This is a genomic window from Pseudodesulfovibrio mercurii, from assembly GCF_000189295.2.
GTDB lineage: Bacteria > Desulfobacterota > Desulfovibrionia > Desulfovibrionales > Desulfovibrionaceae > Pseudodesulfovibrio > Pseudodesulfovibrio mercurii.
Map to the genome: position 1 here is coordinate 2,618,929 of NC_016803.1, position 19,246 is coordinate 2,638,174.

10 protein-coding genes and 1 tRNA gene are annotated in these 19,246 nt (G+C 62.9%); 4 read left to right on the plus strand and 7 right to left on the minus strand.

Annotated features, from left to right (window positions below; genetic code table 11):
* Window positions 1-102: 102 nt before the first annotated feature.
* Window positions 103-1,881, plus strand: a complete 1,779-nt coding sequence (locus DND132_RS11890; RefSeq protein ID WP_014322994.1) for a TIGR00341 family protein — start codon at window positions 103-105, stop codon at window positions 1,879-1,881.
* 249 nt (window positions 1,882-2,130) lie between these two features.
* Here DND132_RS11890 and DND132_RS11895 read toward each other — a convergent pair whose 3' ends face one another.
* Together DND132_RS11895 and DND132_RS11900 are read right to left on the minus strand one after the other, a co-directional pair.
* Window positions 2,131-4,293 (minus strand): trypsin-like serine peptidase, encoded by a 2,163-nt coding sequence (locus DND132_RS11895; RefSeq protein ID WP_014322995.1) that lies wholly within the window; start codon window positions 4,291-4,293, stop codon window positions 2,131-2,133.
* Between the two features lie 250 nt (window positions 4,294-4,543).
* Window positions 4,544-5,188, minus strand: coding sequence for a hypothetical protein (locus DND132_RS11900; protein WP_014322996.1), 645 nt, complete (start codon window positions 5,186-5,188; stop codon window positions 4,544-4,546).
* A gap of 221 nt (window positions 5,189-5,409) precedes the next feature.
* Here DND132_RS11900 and DND132_RS11905 point away from each other — a divergent pair, with 221 nt between their 5' ends.
* Entirely contained in the window at window positions 5,410-7,362 is a 1,953-nt protein-coding gene (locus DND132_RS11905; RefSeq protein WP_014322997.1) for a toll/interleukin-1 receptor domain-containing protein, read from the plus strand.
* On the plus strand, window positions 7,307-10,147 hold the full coding sequence (locus tag DND132_RS17725; protein ID WP_014322998.1) for an RHS repeat domain-containing protein: 2,841 nt from the start codon (window positions 7,307-7,309) through the stop codon (window positions 10,145-10,147). The genes DND132_RS11905 and DND132_RS17725 overlap by 56 nt, the downstream gene beginning before the upstream one ends.
* Here DND132_RS17725 and DND132_RS11920 read toward each other — a convergent pair.
* The 5 genes from DND132_RS11920 to DND132_RS11940 all read right to left on the minus strand — a co-directional run bounded on the left by DND132_RS11920 (window position 10,137) and on the right by DND132_RS11940 (window position 17,428).
* The gene (locus DND132_RS11920; protein WP_014322999.1) at window positions 10,137-12,074 is read right to left on the minus strand and encodes a RyR domain-containing protein; all 1,938 of its coding nucleotides are present in this window, start codon (window positions 12,072-12,074) and stop codon (window positions 10,137-10,139) included. The genes DND132_RS17725 and DND132_RS11920 overlap by 11 nt on opposite strands.
* Before the next feature lie 1,170 nt (window positions 12,075-13,244).
* Window positions 13,245-13,320: transfer RNA gene (locus tag DND132_RS11925), tRNA-Phe, on the minus strand.
* 262 nt (window positions 13,321-13,582) lie between these two features.
* On the minus strand, window positions 13,583-15,343 hold the full coding sequence (locus tag DND132_RS11930) for an aldehyde ferredoxin oxidoreductase N-terminal domain-containing protein (RefSeq protein WP_014323000.1): 1,761 nt from the start codon (window positions 15,341-15,343) through the stop codon (window positions 13,583-13,585).
* On the minus strand, window positions 15,340-15,765 hold the full coding sequence (locus DND132_RS11935) for a 4Fe-4S binding protein (RefSeq protein WP_014323001.1): 426 nt from the start codon (window positions 15,763-15,765) through the stop codon (window positions 15,340-15,342). Before DND132_RS11935 ends, DND132_RS11930 begins: the two co-directional genes overlap by 4 nt.
* A gap of 34 nt (window positions 15,766-15,799) precedes the next feature.
* Window positions 15,800-17,428: a glycosyltransferase family 4 protein gene (locus DND132_RS11940; RefSeq protein WP_014323002.1), complete on the minus strand. Its 1,629-nt coding sequence runs from the start codon at window positions 17,426-17,428 to the stop codon at window positions 15,800-15,802.
* 248 nt (window positions 17,429-17,676) lie between these two features.
* Here DND132_RS11940 and DND132_RS11945 point away from each other — a divergent pair, with 248 nt between their 5' ends.
* Window positions 17,677-19,173 carry a sensor domain-containing diguanylate cyclase gene (locus tag DND132_RS11945; RefSeq protein WP_014323003.1) on the plus strand — a complete coding sequence of 499 codons (1,497 nt, stop codon included), beginning with the start codon at window positions 17,677-17,679 and terminating at the stop codon, window positions 19,171-19,173.
* Window positions 19,174-19,246: the final 73 nt, after the last annotated feature.

Here is a 19,246-nt window from a genome sequence, read left to right on the forward strand (position 1 = left end):
GCACCATCCCCGCCCCGGCCGGATTCCGCTGGCGTTATTTTCGTACAGCGGATATTCTGCGCGGAACTCATACGCGTTCATCTTTTTCGGCGAGGAGAGCCCATGGCGACGGAAGATCGGGACAACCCGCGGGGCGCGGGGCGCGGTACGATGTTCGAGCGGCTGTACGGGATCGTCAACGACTACACGGGCGGGCGGCTCATCGCGCAGCTGACCCCGGAGCGGTTCGGGACGATCTGGCGGGACATCGTCACCGGGTCCGAGCCCGCGCCCAGGTACTACATCATGGTGGTGGTCTCGACCCTGATCGCCGAGTTCGGCCTGCTGTCCAACAGCACGGCGGTGGTCATCGGGGCCATGCTCGTGGCCCCGCTGATGACGCCGATCTTCGGCATCTCCCTCGGCCTGGTCCGGGGGAACACCCGGCTCATCCGCAAGGCGCTCAAGTCCGAGGTCCAGGGCGTGCTCATCGCCGTGGGCATGGGGCTGCTGGTGGGCGGCCTGCTGGTCCTCATCGACCCGGCCATCGAGTCCACCCCGGAGATGCTGGCCCGGACCAAGCCCAACCTGTTCGACCTGATCGTGGCCCTGCTGGCGGGCTTTGCCGGGGCCTACGCCATCGTGGACGAGAAGATCAGCCCGGCCCTGCCCGGCGTGGCCATCGCCACGGCCATCGTGCCGCCCCTGGCCAACTGCGGGCTTTGCCTGGCCTACGGGCTGTACGCCGGGGCGCTCGGCTCGTTCCTCCTGTTCACGGCCAACTTCCTGTCCATCCACCTGATCAGCGCGCTGCTGTTCTTCCGGGTGGGCATGGCCAGGGACTACGGCGAGGAGACGCGGGGCGTGGTGGTCAAGCGGTTCGGGCCCACCTTCGTGCTCTTCGTGGCCATCGCCGTGACCTTCGCCTTTTTCTTGTTCGATACCCTTGAGGAGCGCAAGGTCTACAACGAGGCCTACGCCATCCTGTCCGAGGAACTTTCCGACTACGCGGCCACCGGCATCGACGGGTTGGAGATCCACCAGGGCAGGGACGGGATGAGCGTCCTGGCCCGCATCTATTCCACCGGGGATTTCGACCCCAACCAGGTGGGACGCATCGAGGCGCGTCTGGGCCAGAGTCTGGACAGGTCGGTCCATCTGGTGGTCCGGGCCATCAGGACCGCCGACATCTCGGCCAGGGGCGCGGACGTGCCGGGGCTGAACAAGGCCCTGGAGGGGACCACGCCGTCCTTCAGGATGAACCTGCTGCGCATCACAGAGCAGGTGGTCCGTGAGTTCCTGGCCGACCGGGTGGGGCTCGATTTCGAGAAGGCGGAGTACCTGCACCTGCCCAACGGCGCGGTCGTGGCGGTCAGCCTGTCCGGGCTGCGCGGACCGAGCGGGGAGGAGATCCGGGCCATGGAGGAGCGCATCCGGAACGACACGCAGTTCGACGCCCTTCGGCTGCTCATCCGATACACGCGGCAGGACCTGTTCGACGACCGGGGGCCCATCCGTTCGGCCTGGACCACCTGGATGGAGACCACCGAGGCGCAGCGCCGGGCCGACGAGGAGGGGTGCCGACTGATCGCCGAGTGGTTCCAGGGCGGGGACAGCCTGCTCGTGACCCGGGTCAACGGGGTGATCGAACCGAACGGCCACACCTTCCTGGTGGAGGCCGAGGGCACCGGCGAGTACCGCCGGGAGACCCTGGCCGTCCTGCGCGACCGGGTCGGCCGACAGCTCGGCACGCCCGTGACCATCTACGTCTGGCTCAACCACGGCGTGGTCCTGACCGAGGACGGCCTGGTCCCCTACAACACCCTTCTGGACCGCCGCCTGGACGAGATCCGTCGCAATTCCGGCAAGGAGATCCGGGAACTGCTCGACAGCTCCCGCTGACCGCCTCCCGCACCGTCGGCGAGGTCCGGGAATCCGCCAGGGATCACGGCCAGGTCGGCTGGTTGTGGGCTGACTCGCCGACCGGCCTTGCCGAGTCTGGAAACCGGCCTGCGTTTCTGCTTTGCGGGCTGACGGCCCCGGCAGGGGGGGCTGCATTGTCCGCTCGGCTGACGGGAGCGAGCCGAGCGCCGTCCCCATCCGGACGGTGCGCGCTCCATGAAGCCCGCGCCGGGCGTCGAGGAATCGGGTTTATTGTTGCGGCGTGAAGAAATACACCGTCATTCCCTGGACGACGCCCTTGTTGCGGCTGAATGCGATGAAATTGACCTTTTGCGCTTTCTTGTTGTCCATGATGGCGATGCCGATGCCGTTCTTCGTCTCGTCCTTTACCAGCAGGTCGTTGTTCATGTTCATGACGGCAACATCGAGCTCCCCGTCCTGTTGCGGTACGCTCATGAACAGATAGTGCCCTGTCTCCTCCAGGTCGATGTCGAATCCGGAATAAAAGACGCCGTTTCTCTCCTCGTCCAGTGCCAGCTTGTCGATCTTTTTTATCACGGAGACATTCATGTCGGGACTTTGCTTTTTAAGGACGTAGGTTATGAGTGCGTCGGCCGCGTTGCCCAGGGCGGCGTCCCAATAGGCAATGTCTATCCGCGACCGGGCCGGTTGCCCGTCGCCTTTGGGGGACGTGGTGTAGGTCAACCCTATATTGCCGGGTTCTCCGGCCAGGACAAAGGCGTAGTGAGCATAGTTGGCGAAGTCGATTTTCGGGGTGTATGCGCTTATGTTCTTCTTTCCGGAAAGCACGATTTTCATGCCCTGGATGGTATCTTCGGATTGGATGCGTATCAGGTACAGCCCCGGTCTCTCCAAATGGATTTTCTCCGCGCCCGCACCCGCGCCCTGGCTGTTTTTCATGAGAACGTCGCTGGATATCGACCAGGCGGATTTCACCGTATCGACGCCGAAGATGTCTTTCGCTGCGTCCAGGACTTCCTGGTTCGATGTCGTGTAGCCCGGCAGATATTCACGCAGGCTTTCCTTCCACTGCTGCTTCAGGGCCGCGACCCTGCCGTCCGGATCCGGGCCGAGGAGGTCGAACAGGAAATCGATCCGCTGTCCGAAATTCACGTCGGCGGCGTTGGGAGTCCTGGCCCATGTGCCGGGGGACACGTTCATTGAACTGATGATCCCGATGACCTTGCCCTCGGCGGTGAACATCGGGCTTCCGCTAGCGCCGCCGGTGACGGGCAGGCCGTGATGGATCAGCCTGTTGGGAAAGTCGTCTCGCCGGGTCTGGAAGAAATCGGTGACGCGAATTATCTCGTCCTGTTGGGCCACCGGGGCCGGTTTCTTGTTGTTCCCCGGCAACAGCGCCTCCATCGGGTAGCCGACAAAGGCCACCGGCATGCCCGGACCGATGGCGGAAAGCTCCTCCATGGTTGCCAGGGGCAGGGGCCGCCCCAGGTCTTCCGGGTTCTCGGGGTAGAGGATGGCGACGTCCGCAGGGGTGGTGGTTTTGAAGAGCGACAGCTTGTCGCCGACTTTTTGGCAGGGCCAATACCCGCTCCACAGGTCGCCGAAGGCGGCGTATCCCGGATGGATGAACGCGTCCTTGATGACATAACTCCTGTACGGGGCGACGGGCGAGCGGGCGATCATTTCCTCTTGAGGCTTCAGCCGTTCGAGCTGACCGGCCACATGGGCGTTGGTCACAAGCCGGTTCCCCTCGATGACCCAGGCGGTGCCTGCGGGCTGTTCCCCTCCCCCGCTGTTCCGGACCAGGATCAGATATACGGAGCGGCTGATCCCCTCGATAACCTCGCGGGGAATGCCGTCGGCCTGTCCCTTCACCTGGGTCAGGGTTGCGGATATTGCGTCCAGGCGCGCGGCCACGCGCTGCACGTTGTCGTCCGAGACGTGGATATCCGATTCCAGCCAGAACTGGTGCTCGCCGATATAGAGCATCGCGGCGCCCAGCAACACGAGGAAGACGAGCAGGGTTCGGAGATGCCTGTTGGTCCGCTGCACCTGCTCCCCCGCCTGCAGGTTCCTCCCCGTGTTGTTCTTCGGCTGCCTCCGTTCGTCGATCACCTCGACTTCAATGATGACGTCTTCGCCGAGTTGGACGGTCGCCGTGCCCGCTATCTCCTGATCCTCGAAGGGCGTCTCCCCATCGATCAGGACATGGTTGTCCATGTTGAGATCGACCTGGTACCGCCCCAGGCTCCGCCTGAAGGCGATATGCTCATTGCCCATTCCCGTGTCCCGATATCGCTCCGGAAACGAGATGTCGCAGCTCTCGGCGTCGCAGCCGACGACCACCATTTGATGCCGATGGTCGAAATAATATTCCGTTTTCCGGTCCGACGTCGTGCCCTGGAGAATGGAGATCTTGAGTCCTGTCATATGGGGTCCTTGGAGGGTCGAGGGGGGATACGGTCAAATCGCAACGGGCATGACGACGCACGGTGGATTTTCAGTACACCAACGGGATCATCAAATCCACGTTGATTCTTCAACGGAACGTCAAGGTCAGGTCTGTTCACGGCCCGTCCCGCGTGCGCCGCCGCCCTCGCGGCGCGACAGGCGTCGTGTGGCGCCGTCCGAGACGGGGCGTCCCGCCTCTGTCTCCGTATGGGCCGCAGGTCCTTCCGCCTCATCTGTTGCGGGTTTTCAAACGCCGTCCCAACGCACGGGCCAACTGTTCCTTCGTATATTCAACCGGAGCCGGAACGGGGCGCGCCCCGCCCGGAGCGAGTATCGACACTTCGCCGGAAGGGGCCGTTGAAAGGAGAATTATGGGCATGTCGCGTTTCAGGGCCGCATGGACCGTGGCCGCCGTCCCGAGGGGCGTTGAAATATCCCCGTCGAAAACCGCGACCAACAGATCGCTGTGATCGGCCAGGACTTCGGAACACGCGGCATACGCCTCAGGCCGATGCGCGGGGGAGCCGTCGAGTTCGATGATCCGGCCGACGGCCCGGCCCGCCGTTTTGCCGCCGATGCGGGTCAGCCATCGACGAAATTCGGCAACGGTCCCGTGAACCGGGTCCACGACGCTCGCTTCAGGCAGGAAATCCTTTTCATATTCAGCCCTGGCGAAGGGCAGGATGGCGGTCAGGGTGTGTTCGAAGGGTATCAGGCCGGGTTCAATGCAGAGCCTGTCCGCTCCCTCCGCCAAGGAGGAGACGAACAGAAAACCGGCCTGTCCCCGGGCGGGGAAGTCCCCGGCGCCGTCGGCGGATGCGCGGTAAAGGTCCCGGTAGACTTGTCCGAGCTTTTGCCGCAGGCCCGGCAGCAACGCCGCCTCCAGACGCCTATGGCCTGCCACGCCGATGCGTATGGGAGAGGTCGCGTCCGTAGCGTGTATCTCTTGAAAAGGTCTCATGCGGATGCCGCACCCAACGGCCGGACAATGTGAATGTGAACTTTATAAAAAAGCTAGTATATGGGCTTGCAAATTACAAGTACTCTATTTTAAAAACTGTTATGGTTTAATATGTTGCCATATTCGGAGACGCCATGAGTGAGACGGAAAGCCATAGATACAGTGCGTTCATCAGCTATCGGCACACCACAAAAGACCGGAAATGGGCCGAGTGGCTTTTGGAGGCCCTGGAGACGTACCGTATTCCGAAGGCATTGCAAAAGGCGGGCTTTCCGGGCCGGGTGGGCAGGGTCTTCCGCGATCGAGACGAACTCCCGACGGACGGCAGCCTGAACAATCAGATCGAGACGGCGCTCAGGCAATCCAGATTCCTGATCGTCATCTGCTCTCCGGACACCCCGCAGTCCAAGTGGGTATCCCGGGAAATCGAAATTTTCAAAGAGTTGGGGCGGGGAGACAAGATCCTCCCCCTGCTGGTCGAAGGTGAGCCGGACGAGTCCTTCCCCAAGGTGCTGACCACGAGTCGGCTTGTCGGTTTCGAGGAGGCCGAGGCCGATCCGCCGGTCAAGGATGTCGAACCCATAGGCGCGGATGTCCGGCCGGTGGAGGGCAAAAGCGAAAAGGAGATCAGGAAAGACGAACTGCTGCGGCTGGTGGCCGGGATAATCGGCTGCGGTTTCGATGACCTGAAGCAGCGGGACAAGGAGCGGGAGCGGAAAAAACGCCAGTACCGCATTATGGGGGGCGCAGTGACGTGCCTGCTGCTTCTCGCGGCCGGGCTTTATTATTGGGACTATAATCGCATCAAGACAAGCTACTTTAATAACTACGTCAATGTGTACGGCGTCCCCAAGGGGATAGGGCCAATAAGCGATGAAGAGGCGAAGAAGAGGAATGTCGCCTATGCGCTTTCGTATCAGCGGGGCAAGCTCATACGCATGGTGCGGCAGAAGGGGGCGCAGAGGGCCATAGCCTACGAACAGTCCTACAATGTCGACCCGTGGCTGGTTGGCATCGCCGAATGGCGGTATCAGTATGGAGTTCACGGGAGACTGGATAAGGTCTCCCTGTATGATGCCCAAGGCAAATACAAGGTCGCCCACAATTATGAATTCCCGACCGACGGGGACAAGGCAACCATCTATTTCCGCAAGATGTCCTATGAAGGCGAGGGCATCCCCACGACGGTTGAATCGACCTCGTCCCTGCTCGCCGACTCCATGCAGAACGGCAAGAGTGAAATTTTTCAACACATTGTTTACTTCAACGCGCTTGGTTACGAAAGCAGAAGGGTTTTCCGCACGATCAGCGGGGGGGCCGCCAAAGACCAGCTCGGCGCCGCGGGGTATGCGTATGCGTATGACGGCCACGGCTCACGCGTGCGTGTCCGTTTCCTGGACACGCAACAGCATGAACTCATACTCAAATCCGGTCTCGCCGAGATCGTCTGTACTCCCTCCATTGACGGCATCGCCGAAACGATGACGTTCCTGAACGAAAAGGGCGAGCAGCTATTAACTAAGTTCGGGTATGCGAAAATAGTCGTCGAACTGGACGCTCAGAGAAATGCAACAGGGATAAGCGCTCTGGGGACGGACGGGCAGCCGATTCTCCACAAGGAAGGGTACGCCCGGCTGATCCGACGCTATGACGACCGGGGCAACCTCATCGAGGAAGCCTACCGGGGAGTGGATGGTCGGCCCGTCCTCTGCGATGAGGGCTATGCCAAGGTCACCTGCGCATATGACGACCGAGGCAACGCAACGGAATACGCCTACCAGGGCGCCGACGGTCAACCGATTCTCCGCAAGAACGGCTATGCCCGGCTGACCCGACGCTATGACGACCGGGGCAACCTGGTCGAACAAGCCTATTGGGGGGTGGATGGTCGGCCCATTCTCCACAAGGATGGTTACGCCGAGGTCTCCTGCGAGTACGATGATCGCGGCAACTTCATCAAGGAAGCGTACCGGGGAGTGGATGGGCGGCCGGTCCTTTGCGGTTATGGCTATGCCAAGGTCACCTGCGCATATGACGACCGAGGAAGCCTACCGGGGAGTGGATGGTCGGCCCGTCCTCTGCGATGAGGGCTATGCCAAGGTCACCTGCGCATATGACGACCGAGGCAACGCAACGGAATACGCCTACCAGGGCGCCGACGGTCAACCGATTCTCCGCAAGAACGGCTATGCCAGGCTGACCCGACGCTACGACGACCGGGGCAACCTGATCGAACAAGACTATTGGGGAGCGGATGGTCGGCCGATCCTGCAAAAGAACGGGTACGCCCGGCTGATCCAACGCTATGATGACCGGGGCAACCTGATCGAACAATCCTATCGGGGAGTGGATGGTCAGCCCATTCTCCACAGGGATGGTTACGCCGGAGTGACCCAAACATACGATGAACACGGCAACCTCATCGAGGAAGCCTATTGGGGCGTGGACGGGCAACCGATTCTCCACAAGGAAGGGTACGCCCGGCTGACCCGACGCCAGGATGACCGGGGCAACCTCATTGAACAATCCTATTGGGGAGTGGACGGTCGACCGATTCTCCGCAAGAACGGCTTTGCCCGGCTGACCCAACGCTATGACGACCGGGGCAACCTGGTCGAACAAGACTATTGGGGCGTGGACGGTCAACCGATCCTCCGCAAGAACGGGTATGCCCGGCTGACCCGACGCTATGATGATCGGGGCAACCTGATCGAACAATCCTATTGGGGGGTCGGCGGCCAACCGATTCTCCACGAAGAGGGTTACGCCCGGCTGATCCAACGCTATGACGACCGGGGCAACCTCATCGAACAATCCTATTGGGGGGTGGATGGTCGGCCGGTCCTCCGCGATAACGGCTATGCCAGGCTCACCTGCGAATATGATGATCGCGGCAGCCTCATCGGGGAGGCCTATTGGGGAGTCGGCGGGCAACCGATTCTCCACAAGGATGGGTACGCCCGGCTGAGCCAACAATACGATGACCGGGGCAACCTGATTGAACAATCCTATTGGGGCGTGGACGACCGGCCGATTCTCCACAAGAACGGGTATGCCAGGCTCACCTGCGAATATGATGATCGCGGCAGCCTCATCGAGGAAGCCTATTGGGGCGTCGACGGGCAACCGATTCTCCAAAGGGATGGGTACGCCAGGTTGGCCCAACAATACGATGACCGGGGCAACCTGATTGAACAATCCTATTGGGGCGTGGACGGTCAACCGATTCTTCGCAAGAAGGGGTTTGCCAGGCTGACCCAACGCTATGATGATCGCGGCAACATTCTTGAGGAAGCCTATTGGGGCGCCGACGGTCAGCCGATTCTCAATAAGGATGGCTACGCCAGGCTGACCCGGAAATACGACGGCCGGGACAACGTGACGGAATATGCCTACTGGGGAACCGACGGGCAGCCGATCCTCTGCAAAAACTATTTCGCCAGGCTGACCCAGAAATACGATGGTCGGGGCAATCTCGTCGAGGAGGCCTACTGGGGAACCGACGGGCAACCGATCCTTTGCAAAAACGCTTTCGCCAGGTTGACCCAACGCTATGATGGGCGGGGCAACCTCATTGAACAGGCCTATTGGGGACCTGATGGGCGGCCGATCCTTTGCAGTAACGGGTATGCCGGGTTCACCAGCGAATATGATGGCCGGGGCAACGTCATTGGACTAGCCTATTGGGGCGTTGACGGGAAGCCGACGTTTCTCAAAGCGGGCTATTGCATGCAGACCCGGCAATATGATGATCGAGGCAACGTCATTGAGGAAGCCTACTGGGGACCCGATGGGCAGCCGATCCTTTGCAGAAAAGGGTATGCCCGGGTCACTCAGCAATATGATGATCGGGGCAATGTCACGGGATACGCCTACTGGGGGGTAAGCGGGCAGCCGATTCTTCAATGGGAGGGCTATGCCGGGGACACTCGAAAGTATGATGATCGAGACAACGTTACGGAACATGCCTACTGGGGAACCGATGGACGGCCGATCCTCTGCACGGAGGGGTATGCCAAGGTCGCCCTACGCTATGATGGTCGAGGGAACCTCATCGAAGAAGTCTACCTGGGAATGGACGGGCAGCCGGTCCTGAGCAAAAGAACCGGTTTTTCCAGGCTCACAAAGAAATATGACGCCCAAGGGAATGTAACGGAATATGCGTGCTGGGGCGTTGACGGGAAACCCATCCTGCATCCCGGCGGCTTTTCCAAATTCCTCGTGCGACATGATGCCCGGGGAAATCATATTGAGGAAGCCTATTACGGTCCGTCGGGAAAGCCCGTTCTTATCCAAAAAGGCTACGCCAAGCTCACCGAAAGGTATGACGATCGAGGGTACCGGATCGAGCAGGCCTATTGGGGAGTAGATGGAGCGCCCATCCTCCGGAAAGACGGTTTTGCCAAGCTCACCGAAAGGTATGATGGTCGAGGGCATGTCACGGAGCAAGCGTACTGGGGAGTGGACGGTAGGCCGATTCTCCACAAAAAGGGTTATGCCAAGGTCACCTACGAGTATGATGATCGGGGCAACGTCATCGAGGAAGCCTACTGGGGAGTGGATGGACGGCCGATCCTCAACCAAAATGGATATGCCAGGCTGACCCCGAAACATGACGACCGAGGCAACATCATTGAGGAAGCCTACTGGGGAGTGGATGGACGGCCGATCCTCAACGGAGAGGGGTGTGCCGTGCTGACGCTCAAGTATGACGGCCGGGGGAACGTCACGGAACACGCCTTTTGGGGAATAGACGGAAGACCCATATCGGGTGCAAAGGGATATGCCAAATGCACCCTGAAATATGCTCCCGAGACGAATGCATTGCTCGAAGTCCGCTACTATGACGCAAAGGGAAATGTCATGAAGTAATGGACAACCCGCAAGACTCCTTCAGCAACTTCGGCAGGGTCCGTTGCATGTCCCTGTCGAATTCCTTTGTCTTTTCACTCAGCTCGTCAAAGGGGATCATGTCCGGGTGCGTCAGGCGCAAATCGTCGCGCGGTCCTTTTTCCCAGCCCGCCAGGACGCGTTCGACCCACCAGCGGTTGTGCTCCTGTTCGGCCATGGTCTCGATTTGTTCGTCGGTGAACGTGGCGTTGTCCGTATCCGCCTCGGCGGCGGCCAGGCTGAATCCGTTGCTCCTCAGGCGCTCGAGATAGGCGTCCGCCTGGTAGCGGTTCGACCAGCGGTATTTCTCGCTCAGCCGTTCCCAGGGCTTTTGCGCGGGTTTGTTCCGATCCATCCAGCCGTTGGCCTGCAACGTGTTCAGATATACCTGATGAATGGACCGCGCCAACCGTTCCTGCTGGGCGTCGTCAAGAAGGTACTCGTCCAGCGAGCCGAAGAAACGGATATTGTCCCACCGGGTGTCCGGGGCCTCCACCTGCCGGTCCTTTTCCCTGGTCGTGACCGAAACGGCGGTTTGCTCCTGAAGCCGCCGGGCGAATTCGGAAAGACCGGCGGTCACTTCCTGCCGGACCAATATCGGAATCTCGCCGATCAGCACCTCGGGGGGCAATCCCAGGGCCGTGGACATGGACTGGTCGGGATCGGAGAGACAGATGACCACGGTGAGTATTTTCTTTTCGTCCAAGGCCAGCCCGGTCAGCAATTCCCTGGCCTCGGGAGCATCCGCCGCGGCCTCGTGAAAGACGAAGCGCACGCCGGGCAGGCGGCCATCCACCAGGCCGTGCTGCATCTCGAAAGCGGTCCTCCTTGTGCCGAGGTCGGGATCAAAAACCACGATTTCGGCATCCTGGTTGTTGGCATGGTTGGCCAGCCGCGCCGCCTGCAAGGCCATGGCCTGCCCCATCTGCCCGAATCCGAGGATCGCGACCACCACGTTCGCGCCCGGGGCGCGCCTACTGTACAGTAGCGGAGGGTAGGGGGGATGCGGATGGCGGGCGTCCGGCAGGCGGCTCCAGACCTTGCGGGCCCAGCCTTCGTAAAAATTGAAGGGGCGGAAATCCAGGAATTGGCGGTCTTCCTCCGACAGATCGATCTCCTGGAGCAGATCGTATGTCCGCAGATGGGAAATGGCCACCTGGCAGCCGAGCAGGCCGGATGGGGTGCCGGGAGATGCCTTGGAAACCATCTCCGCTATGCGCATGGCCGTTTGCAGGTTGCGGCTGTTGCTGCCCCTTACCTGGGGATCGCCCAAGATGACCACCTTCCGTGCGGCCCAGGGGCGGAGATTCCGTAATTCTTCAACGGCATCGAAGGACCCGTGGAAAATGAAGACATGCCGGGTTTTCTTTCGGAGTTCCTTTGCATCAAAAGCGGAGAAGGTCGTGAGGGCGTTGCGCACCTTCTCGGCCTCGCTCATGGTCAGGACGACCACCTCCCGGCATCCCTCGGAAAGCAGGTGATGCACCGTTGCGGGACCCATGCGGTCCCACCCCAAGATGATGCCGTGGTCCTTCTTGAAGGTATACCGGGCAAGCCCTTGACGAGCCCGGCGCATGCGGCGCTCATACGTGTTCACCAGCACCGAGACGAACAGGCCCCCCAAAAGGAGGAACCCGGCCAGGGATAAAGCCACACTGAGAAGACGCCATTCGGAATGTCCCGCCTCATTTCCCAAAAAGCCCGGATCCATCGTGTGTACGAACGCCCACCAGAACGGATCACAGGAATTCGTTCCGAGAACGTCGATGTTCATGCTCTTGGCAACCAGCCATCCCGCCAGGAGGATGACGCAATAGGTAACGATCAGCATCCGGACTTGACTGAAAACGGACCCGGCCAAGATCCTGTCGAGCTGTTTGGAAATGAAGCTGCAAGGCAAGATTTTCATTGTCACGTTTCATCCTTGTCGAAGAAGATGGATACCCGCATGCGTCATGTGGGGCCTGCGGCACAAAATGAACGTTTGCCGAGGCCCTCGTTTCAGATCCGGGCTTGCGTCCGCTCCCGGCTTCTTTCCGGCCGTCCATTCCAGGCAATTTGCCTGATGGATGGCAAACTCCGCAGGCGTCGGGTTGCCCAAGGAACAGAGAGGACGATCCACATTGTAGTCCCGCCTCCACGCTCCGACTTTACGCTGCGTATCCCCCGGAGACAATCAACATGTCCAGCCGGCCATATCAACAGGAGAATCGGACAATAACCCTCCTCTTGCAAGGGTATAGCCCGTGGACATCTTCGGAGCAACCTTGCGCTTTTTACTCTCCGAAGCATTCGCTCCCGCGCGTGTTGTCGTGAGCCTTGCCCCTATTCCTGGGCGCCGGCCGCTTGGCAACCACAGGGAAGAACGGAGGCGGCGAAAAGGGACGAAACGTCCGTCCGTCGCCTCTGCCGATCCCCGATCCCCAACCGGATTCCTCCAGGCGTTTTTCGGCAAGATGTATGGGTGATGCGCCACCCGGACCTGTGGCCATGGGTTCCGGTTCCAGGCGAAGCGCTTCGGTCTGGATTCCCCGGTCGCCGGGCTCCGTCCGTCCGCTTTCGCCTGGGCGTCATGCGGGGCGGAATGAAGCTCCACGTTGTTCGACCAAAACGGATGGCTGCCCGCCTTCGTCCGGGTGACCAAGGCCCGGCTGCACGATTCCGGGATGGCCGAGATGCTGAAGCGGCCCAAGGGGTCCATCGCCGTATGACCAGGCCCACGGCAACCATTCCCGGTTTCGGACGCTGGAAGCTCCCCGCGTGTCCCTTGTCGCCAGGCGCGGGACCAACGCCCTTCATGCAGAGGTCAGGCGACGTTCTGCCGGGAAAGGCGGGGCGTGACCTCGGGCCGCGCGGTCAACGCCATCGTCCGCGGCAAGGCGTTCCGCCTTCGGCGCAGGGGCGACCGAGACAGGGAAAGCGGAAAGTACCAAGCGGTTGCGAGGATCGAGGCCCTGTGGGTTGATGAGACCGACACCGCACGGCAAGAAGCCGTTGAAGCGTGAGGAAGATCGACGAGAATTCACCCACCCACGAAAAAGGCTTCCGTCAAAACTGACGAAAGCCTTTGATTCCGAAGTGGTGCTCGGGGACAGAATTGAACTGCCGACACGGGGATTTTCAGTCCCCTGCTCTACCGACTGAGCTACCCGAGCAACCCGTCGAGAAGTTGGGGTTTACCCAAATGGCGGGCCGTTTGCAACCCCTTTTTTTCAGACGAGCCCTTTTTCCCGGCGAGGACGGGGCGGTCGCGGTTGCCGGACCGTGCGGGGCGGGCGCGATTTGCGGGCTGCGGTTCGTCCTGCTGCGCGTATCGCCTGGCCGTCGGAGTGCTCGAGCCGGATCGGCGCTAAGTCGGCGCTAAGTCGGCGCTGAGTCGGCGCTGGGTCGGCAATAGGCCGGGGGCGGGCCGGGAGCCTAGGGCTTTTCCGCTTCCTCCGGGTCCGCGCCCATTTCGAGGATGCTGGCCGCGTAGGCTTTGCGCAGGGCGTCCAGGTAGTCCGGGTCCACCGGGCCCTTCCAGGTGGTGATCTCGGTGTACCGCTTGGGGATGACGACCTCGTCCGGGCGGTAGCCCATCTGAAGGCGCAGCCGCCAGCGCATGCGCTGGACCCGCTTGCCGATGTCGCCCACGGACCCGTTCAGGTCGCCGTAGCCCACGGACTCCAACGCCTCGGCCAGGAGCTCCTCCTTGTACACCCCGCGCGAGAACAGGCAGCCGACCATGCAGTTGAGCACGATCCGTTCGCGGCCGTCCGTGAGCAGGAAATTCAGGGCCTTGTCCACGTCCTTGTCGTCGTGCTTCTGGTCGTAGGCGTAGCCGCCGGAATCCAGGTGGGAGTGGCGGAAGCCCAGCCCCTCGGCCACGAAGAAGACCTCGCCCGTGGCGTAGCCGGCCATCTCCTGGCCGAGCACGCAGGCGAAGTCCTCGCCGCCGTAGGTCTTGGCGCACTTCATGGTCCCCTGGGCCAGCAGGCGGTAGAAGTCGTTGTCCGGGCGGCCCAGGTGTTCCACGGCCTGCATGTAGGTCTCGGCGTCGCCCCACTTGAGCGGGACCAGGGTCTGCTCCTCGGTGAGCACGCCCTTTTCCAAAGCCTCGGTGGCCCAGGCCAGGGCCACGCCCGTGGACATGCAGTCCAGGCCCTCCTTCTCGATGACGTCGAGGATGCGCAGGACCTGGGGCGCGTCGGTCACCTCAAGCATGCCGCCGCAGGCGAAGATGGGCTCGTAGTCGTAGCCCACCTGGCGGTAGAGGTACTGATTGTTGGTCTGGAACTGCTCGCGCACGAAGCCCACGTGGATGCAGCCCACCGGGCAGCCCGCGCAGGCCGCGTTGCGCAGCAGGGTGTCGTCCGCGAAGGTCTCGCCCGAGATGTTCTCGGCCTCGGGGCTCGAGGTCTGCTGCAGGTTCTTCCACGGCAGGGACTTGAGCGCGTTGAGCGGGTTGATGTTCACCGCCGTGCCCAGGCCGTGGTACTTGGCCATCATCTCGGTGGTGGTCAGCTGGTCGAAGATGTGCTTGTACAGCTTGGGGTAGACCTTGCCCTCGGGCAGGTCGAAGCCCCGGTCGCCGACCACGCAGATGGCCTTCAGGTTCTTGGCCCCCATGACCGTGCCGCCGCCCAGCCGTCCGAAGTGGCGGAAGGTGTCCACGTTGATGCAGGCGAAGGCCGACAGGTTCTCGCCCGCCGGGCCGATGCGCATGATCGAGCGGCGGCCCGAGCCCGGAAATATCTTGCGCAGCACGCGGCCGGTCTGGATGGCGTCGAAGCCGCGCATGTACTCCACGTCGCGGATGTCCACCAGGCGCGAGCCCACGCAGACCGCGGTCAGCCGCTTGGCCCTGCCGGTGATGACCAGCGCGTCCAGGTCGGCGAAGCGCAGGGACAGGGCGGATTTCCCGCCCGCGTAGCTCTCGGTGTACTGGTTGTGGTAGGGCGAGCGGAAGGCGCAGCAGGTCTTGCTCATGAGCGGGAAATACCCGGTCAGCGGCCCGATGGCGAAGATCAGGGGCTGCTCGGGATCGTCCCAGTCGCGGTCGATGTGGCCGAACTCCTGGAAAAGATACGCGGCCAGCCCGGCTCCGCCCAGGTATTCGCCCCGGCCGGGGAGCTCCTTGAGGCTGGTCTTGCCCGTGGTCAGGTTGACCACCATGACGCGGAAGAAGTCCCTGATCATCGTCCTTCCTCCTCTTCCCTGGCCGGCAGATCGACCATCTCCAGGCAGTCGTGGGGGCAGTAGGCCACGCACTGGCCGCAGTGGATGCAGACGTAGGGGTTGACCTGGTGGTCCAGGAAGATGGCGTCCACCGGGCAGGCCTCGGCGCACCGGCCGCAGCGGATGCACAGGTTGCGCTTCTGGATCACGCCGCCGTCGCGGCGCTGGGACAGGGAGCCCGTGGGACAGGCCTCGGCGCAGGGGGCCGGGTGGCAGGCCAGGCACAGCCGCGCCTCGAAGCCGGTGGACAGGCCGCCCGCCGACGAGATGCGAATGCCCGCCTTGTTCCAGGAAAGGACCTTATGGACCTGCCGGGCGCAGGCCAGCGAGCAGGAATGGCAGCCGATGCATCGTTCCATGCGGGCCGCTCTGAGAGCTTTCATCAAATGCCTCCGGGTCGAAAACGCCGGGTTGGAATCACTCCACGATCTGCAGGATATCCTGCTTGAGCGCCCACAGGATATGATTTTCAATTCGGGTGACATCCATGGGCGCCACGTCGGCAACCTTGCGTATCAGGGTTGCGCTGTCAACCGGGTTGCGGGCGAAAAAGGCCAGCCGCCGGACCACGTCGAGGTCTATGGCGTCCTTCAGCCCCGCGTACAGATTGGGAAAATCACGGTTCCGGTAAAACGCCTCGCCCGTGCGGCCCACGGACAGTTTCACCGTATCGTCAAGGACCCGCGAGGGGTAGTGGCCGAAGATGCGCCCGTACTCCGGGGCCAGGGGGTGGGCCAGGTCGCGCAGGGGGGCGGCCTCGGCCGGTTCCCGCCACAGCTCCTCCCACAGATCCAGATACCGCCCGATGACCACGGGCCAGGAAAATTCCCGGACCACCCGCTCGCGTCCGGCCGCGCCCATGGCCCGGCGCAGCGCGGGCTCGCGGATCAGCCGTCCGAGCGCCCCGGCCAGGGCGGGCACGTCCACGGCCGTGGCCTGGGCCAGGGACAGGTGGTAGTGGTTGTCGAAATTCAGCGGCGCGGTCAGGTCCACCTCCGGGGTGGCCGACGGCCCCATGGTCGGCACCAGGAAGCCGGTCTCGCCGTGGACCACGATGTCCCGGTAACCGTCGTAGTCCGAGGCCACCACGGGCAGTCCGAAGGCCCCGGCCTCCGCCAGGGTGATGCCGAAGGTCTCCTGCGGGTTGTCCGCGATGGACACGAACACGTCCGCCATGCGGAACAGCTCCCGCTTGCGCGCCTCGCCCGGCCGCAGGACCACGCTCATGGGGATGCCCGCGTTGGCCGCCAGGTGGGTCAGGGTGTCCAGGACATGGGTCTCGCGCTCGGCCCAGCCCGCCAGGACCAGCTCCACGGAGCGCGGGTCGAGCCCGTCCCGGATCAGCCGGTGCACGGCCCGGACCAGGGGGACCAGGTCCATCTTCGAATGGTGGGAGATGCGCCCGAAGACCAGGATGCGCACCGGCCCGTCCGTCTCGCCTCCGCCCTTGGCGCCCGGCGCATACGCCCCGGTGTCCACGGCCAGGGGGATGCGCTTGAGGCCAGGTGCGGGGTGGGTGTCCTCGCCCAGGCCGAAGCCCCGGCGCAGCTGCCCGAAGAAGCCCTCCACCGCGATCCGGCCCGCCTCGGAGGTGCAGACGATGGCGTCGCGCCGGGTGGTGCCGGGCCACAGGTGTTGCAGGAATGCCTTGGGATAGCCCGCGTAGCTCAGGGAATGGATCAGCCCGGTGACCGGAAAGATGCGCGCGCTCAAGGCGTTGCGCAGCCGGGCCAGGTACGGCTGGCTGGTGATGCAGTCCGACAGGTGGAAGCAGTGGTAATCCGTGCTCCCGACCATGCCGGGCAACGCCTCGCGGAGCATGAGCCGGACGCGTCCGCCCTCGACCAGCCCCGGCGCGCGCTTCTCCAGGTGCTTTCGCAGCGGGGCCAGGGCGCGCTCGCCGGGCAGGAAGAAATGGTATTCGTCAAAGGGATCGGCCGCGAGCAGCCCGTCCAGGAAGGCCGTGTTGGCCACGGTCCGGCCCAGGACCGGTCCGCCCTCGAAAAAAGGGTCCAGGGTGCCCCAGATGCGTTTTGTTCCGGTCATGCCTAGGTAAAGACCGTTCCGGCCCGGTTTGTCAATGGCCGGGCGTCCGGCCCCTGGGCAGACTTTGCCGACCCGTCCCGCGTCCCGTCCGCGACCGCCTGATTTTTTGCCAGCCATATCAGCCCCCTGTCCGCCGCCGGGCCGTTCCTCACCAGACCGTCACCCGACGTGGCCCCGATTTTGCTCAATCCCGGATGAGGCGGAAGGAACCGCCAATGTTTTGACGTCGTAAAGGAGTACGATGGAGCATGCCTAGACAGTCCATGAAACGCGGCAGACGGCCGGAACTCATGTGGGGCGTCGGCCTCGCCGACTCGGTGGCGCGCCAGATCGAGGAGGGCGTGGGACCCGGTTTCCACGTCCGCAACTTCCCCGAGGACGCACTGCCCGTGGCCCGTGAACTCGAACAGGACGAAAAGCCCTCGGCCGCCTGGATTCCCTGGTCGGTCTGGTCCGGCTTCCCCGAGGCCCGCAGGCAGGAATACCGCAACCAGGACGAGACCCACCGCATCCTCATCCGCGACAACGACGCGGAACTCGAAATGGAAAAGGTCCTGGCCGAAGGGTTCCTGACCGTGGTGGACCTGCCCCTGACCCGGCCCAAGATCCAGGACGTCATGTTCCGCGCCAGGGAGGTCAAGAGCCTCTACTCGGACATCTACCGCATGACCGAGGAGATCATGCTCGAACGCGAACTGCTCGCCCGCAAGACCGACCAGCTCCTGTTCCTCAACAAGCTCCTCGCCTCGGCCACCGAAAGCCTCGACGCCGCCACCATCCTGGCCAACGCCAAGAACTCCCTCGGCCTCATCCTGCCCGTCAGGATGCTCCACGCCGCCTTCTGGAACACCGGCCCCGACGCCGCCGCCGACGTGGAAATCTTCCTCAACGGCAAGATGCCCCCGGCCGTGGAGTCCGCCTGGATCGAACAGATCATGACCTCGGCCAGCTCCATGGGCTCGGGCTCGGTCAACGGCTTCCAGGTCTCCTACACCGACCCCGCGCGCCGCGCCGAATACGCCCAGACACCGGACCAGGGCAAACTCGTGGTCATGCCGCTCACCGCCGGACACCAGACCTTCGGCTGCCTGGCCCTGCTCTGCGAACCCGGCTACCGCCTCGGCAAGGACCAGGTCGAAACCCTGCGCTCCGCCGTCAACCACGTGGGCCTGGCCCTGCGCAACGCCCTGGCCTTCAAGGAGGTCAAACTGCGCGCCGACCGCGACGGCCTGACCCGGCTCTACAACCGCCGCTCCTTCGACGAACGGTTGGTCTACGAGATCAAGCGCCGCGCCCGCTACCACCACGACCTCTCCCTGCTCATGTTCGACCTCGACCATTTCAAGGCCGTCAACGATACCTACGGACACAAGGCCGGTGATCTCGTCCTGCGCAAGATCGGCGATATCCTGACCACCGTGTTCCGGACCACCGACCTGGCCGCGCGCTACGGCGGCGAGGAATTTGTCGTCCTCCTGCCCCACACCAGCGAGGAGGCCGCCTGGAAACTCGCCGAACGCGTGCGCACCGCCATCGAAAACTGCGCCTTCCACTTCGACGGCCGCGACTTCTCCGTCACCGCCTCCATCGGCGTGGCCTCCGTGGAAGGCGGCTCCCTGTCCGCCTCCGACGACGACCTCGTGCTCAAGGCCGACAAGGCCCTCTACCAGGCCAAAAACAACGGCCGCAACATGGTCGTCGTCTCCGGCCAGAAAACCACCAGCGCCCAAAACGCCGTGCAATAACACCACCCCGACCCTTCACCAGAACGCCCCGCCCGGACCACCCGCCCGAGCGGGGCTTTTTCGTGGGCCGGGG

Coding starts and splice junctions, on each gene's coding strand:
- DND132_RS11890 (WP_014322994.1), top strand. CDS start 103: ATGGCGACGGAAGATCGGGACAACCCGCGGGGCGCGGGGCGCGGTACG.
- DND132_RS11895 (WP_014322995.1), bottom strand. CDS start 4,293: ATGACAGGACTCAAGATCTCCATTCTCCAGGGCACGACGTCGGACCGG.
- DND132_RS11905 (WP_014322997.1), top strand. CDS start 5,410: ATGAGTGAGACGGAAAGCCATAGATACAGTGCGTTCATCAGCTATCGG.
- DND132_RS17725 (WP_014322998.1), top strand. CDS start 7,307: ATGACGACCGAGGAAGCCTACCGGGGAGTGGATGGTCGGCCCGTCCTC.
- DND132_RS11920 (WP_014322999.1), bottom strand. CDS start 12,074: ATGAAAATCTTGCCTTGCAGCTTCATTTCCAAACAGCTCGACAGGATC.
- DND132_RS11930 (WP_014323000.1), bottom strand. CDS start 15,343: ATGATCAGGGACTTCTTCCGCGTCATGGTGGTCAACCTGACCACGGGC.
- DND132_RS11935 (WP_014323001.1), bottom strand. CDS start 15,765: ATGAAAGCTCTCAGAGCGGCCCGCATGGAACGATGCATCGGCTGCCAT.
- DND132_RS11940 (WP_014323002.1), bottom strand. CDS start 17,428: ATGACCGGAACAAAACGCATCTGGGGCACCCTGGACCCTTTTTTCGAG.
- DND132_RS11945 (WP_014323003.1), top strand. CDS start 17,677: ATGCCTAGACAGTCCATGAAACGCGGCAGACGGCCGGAACTCATGTGG.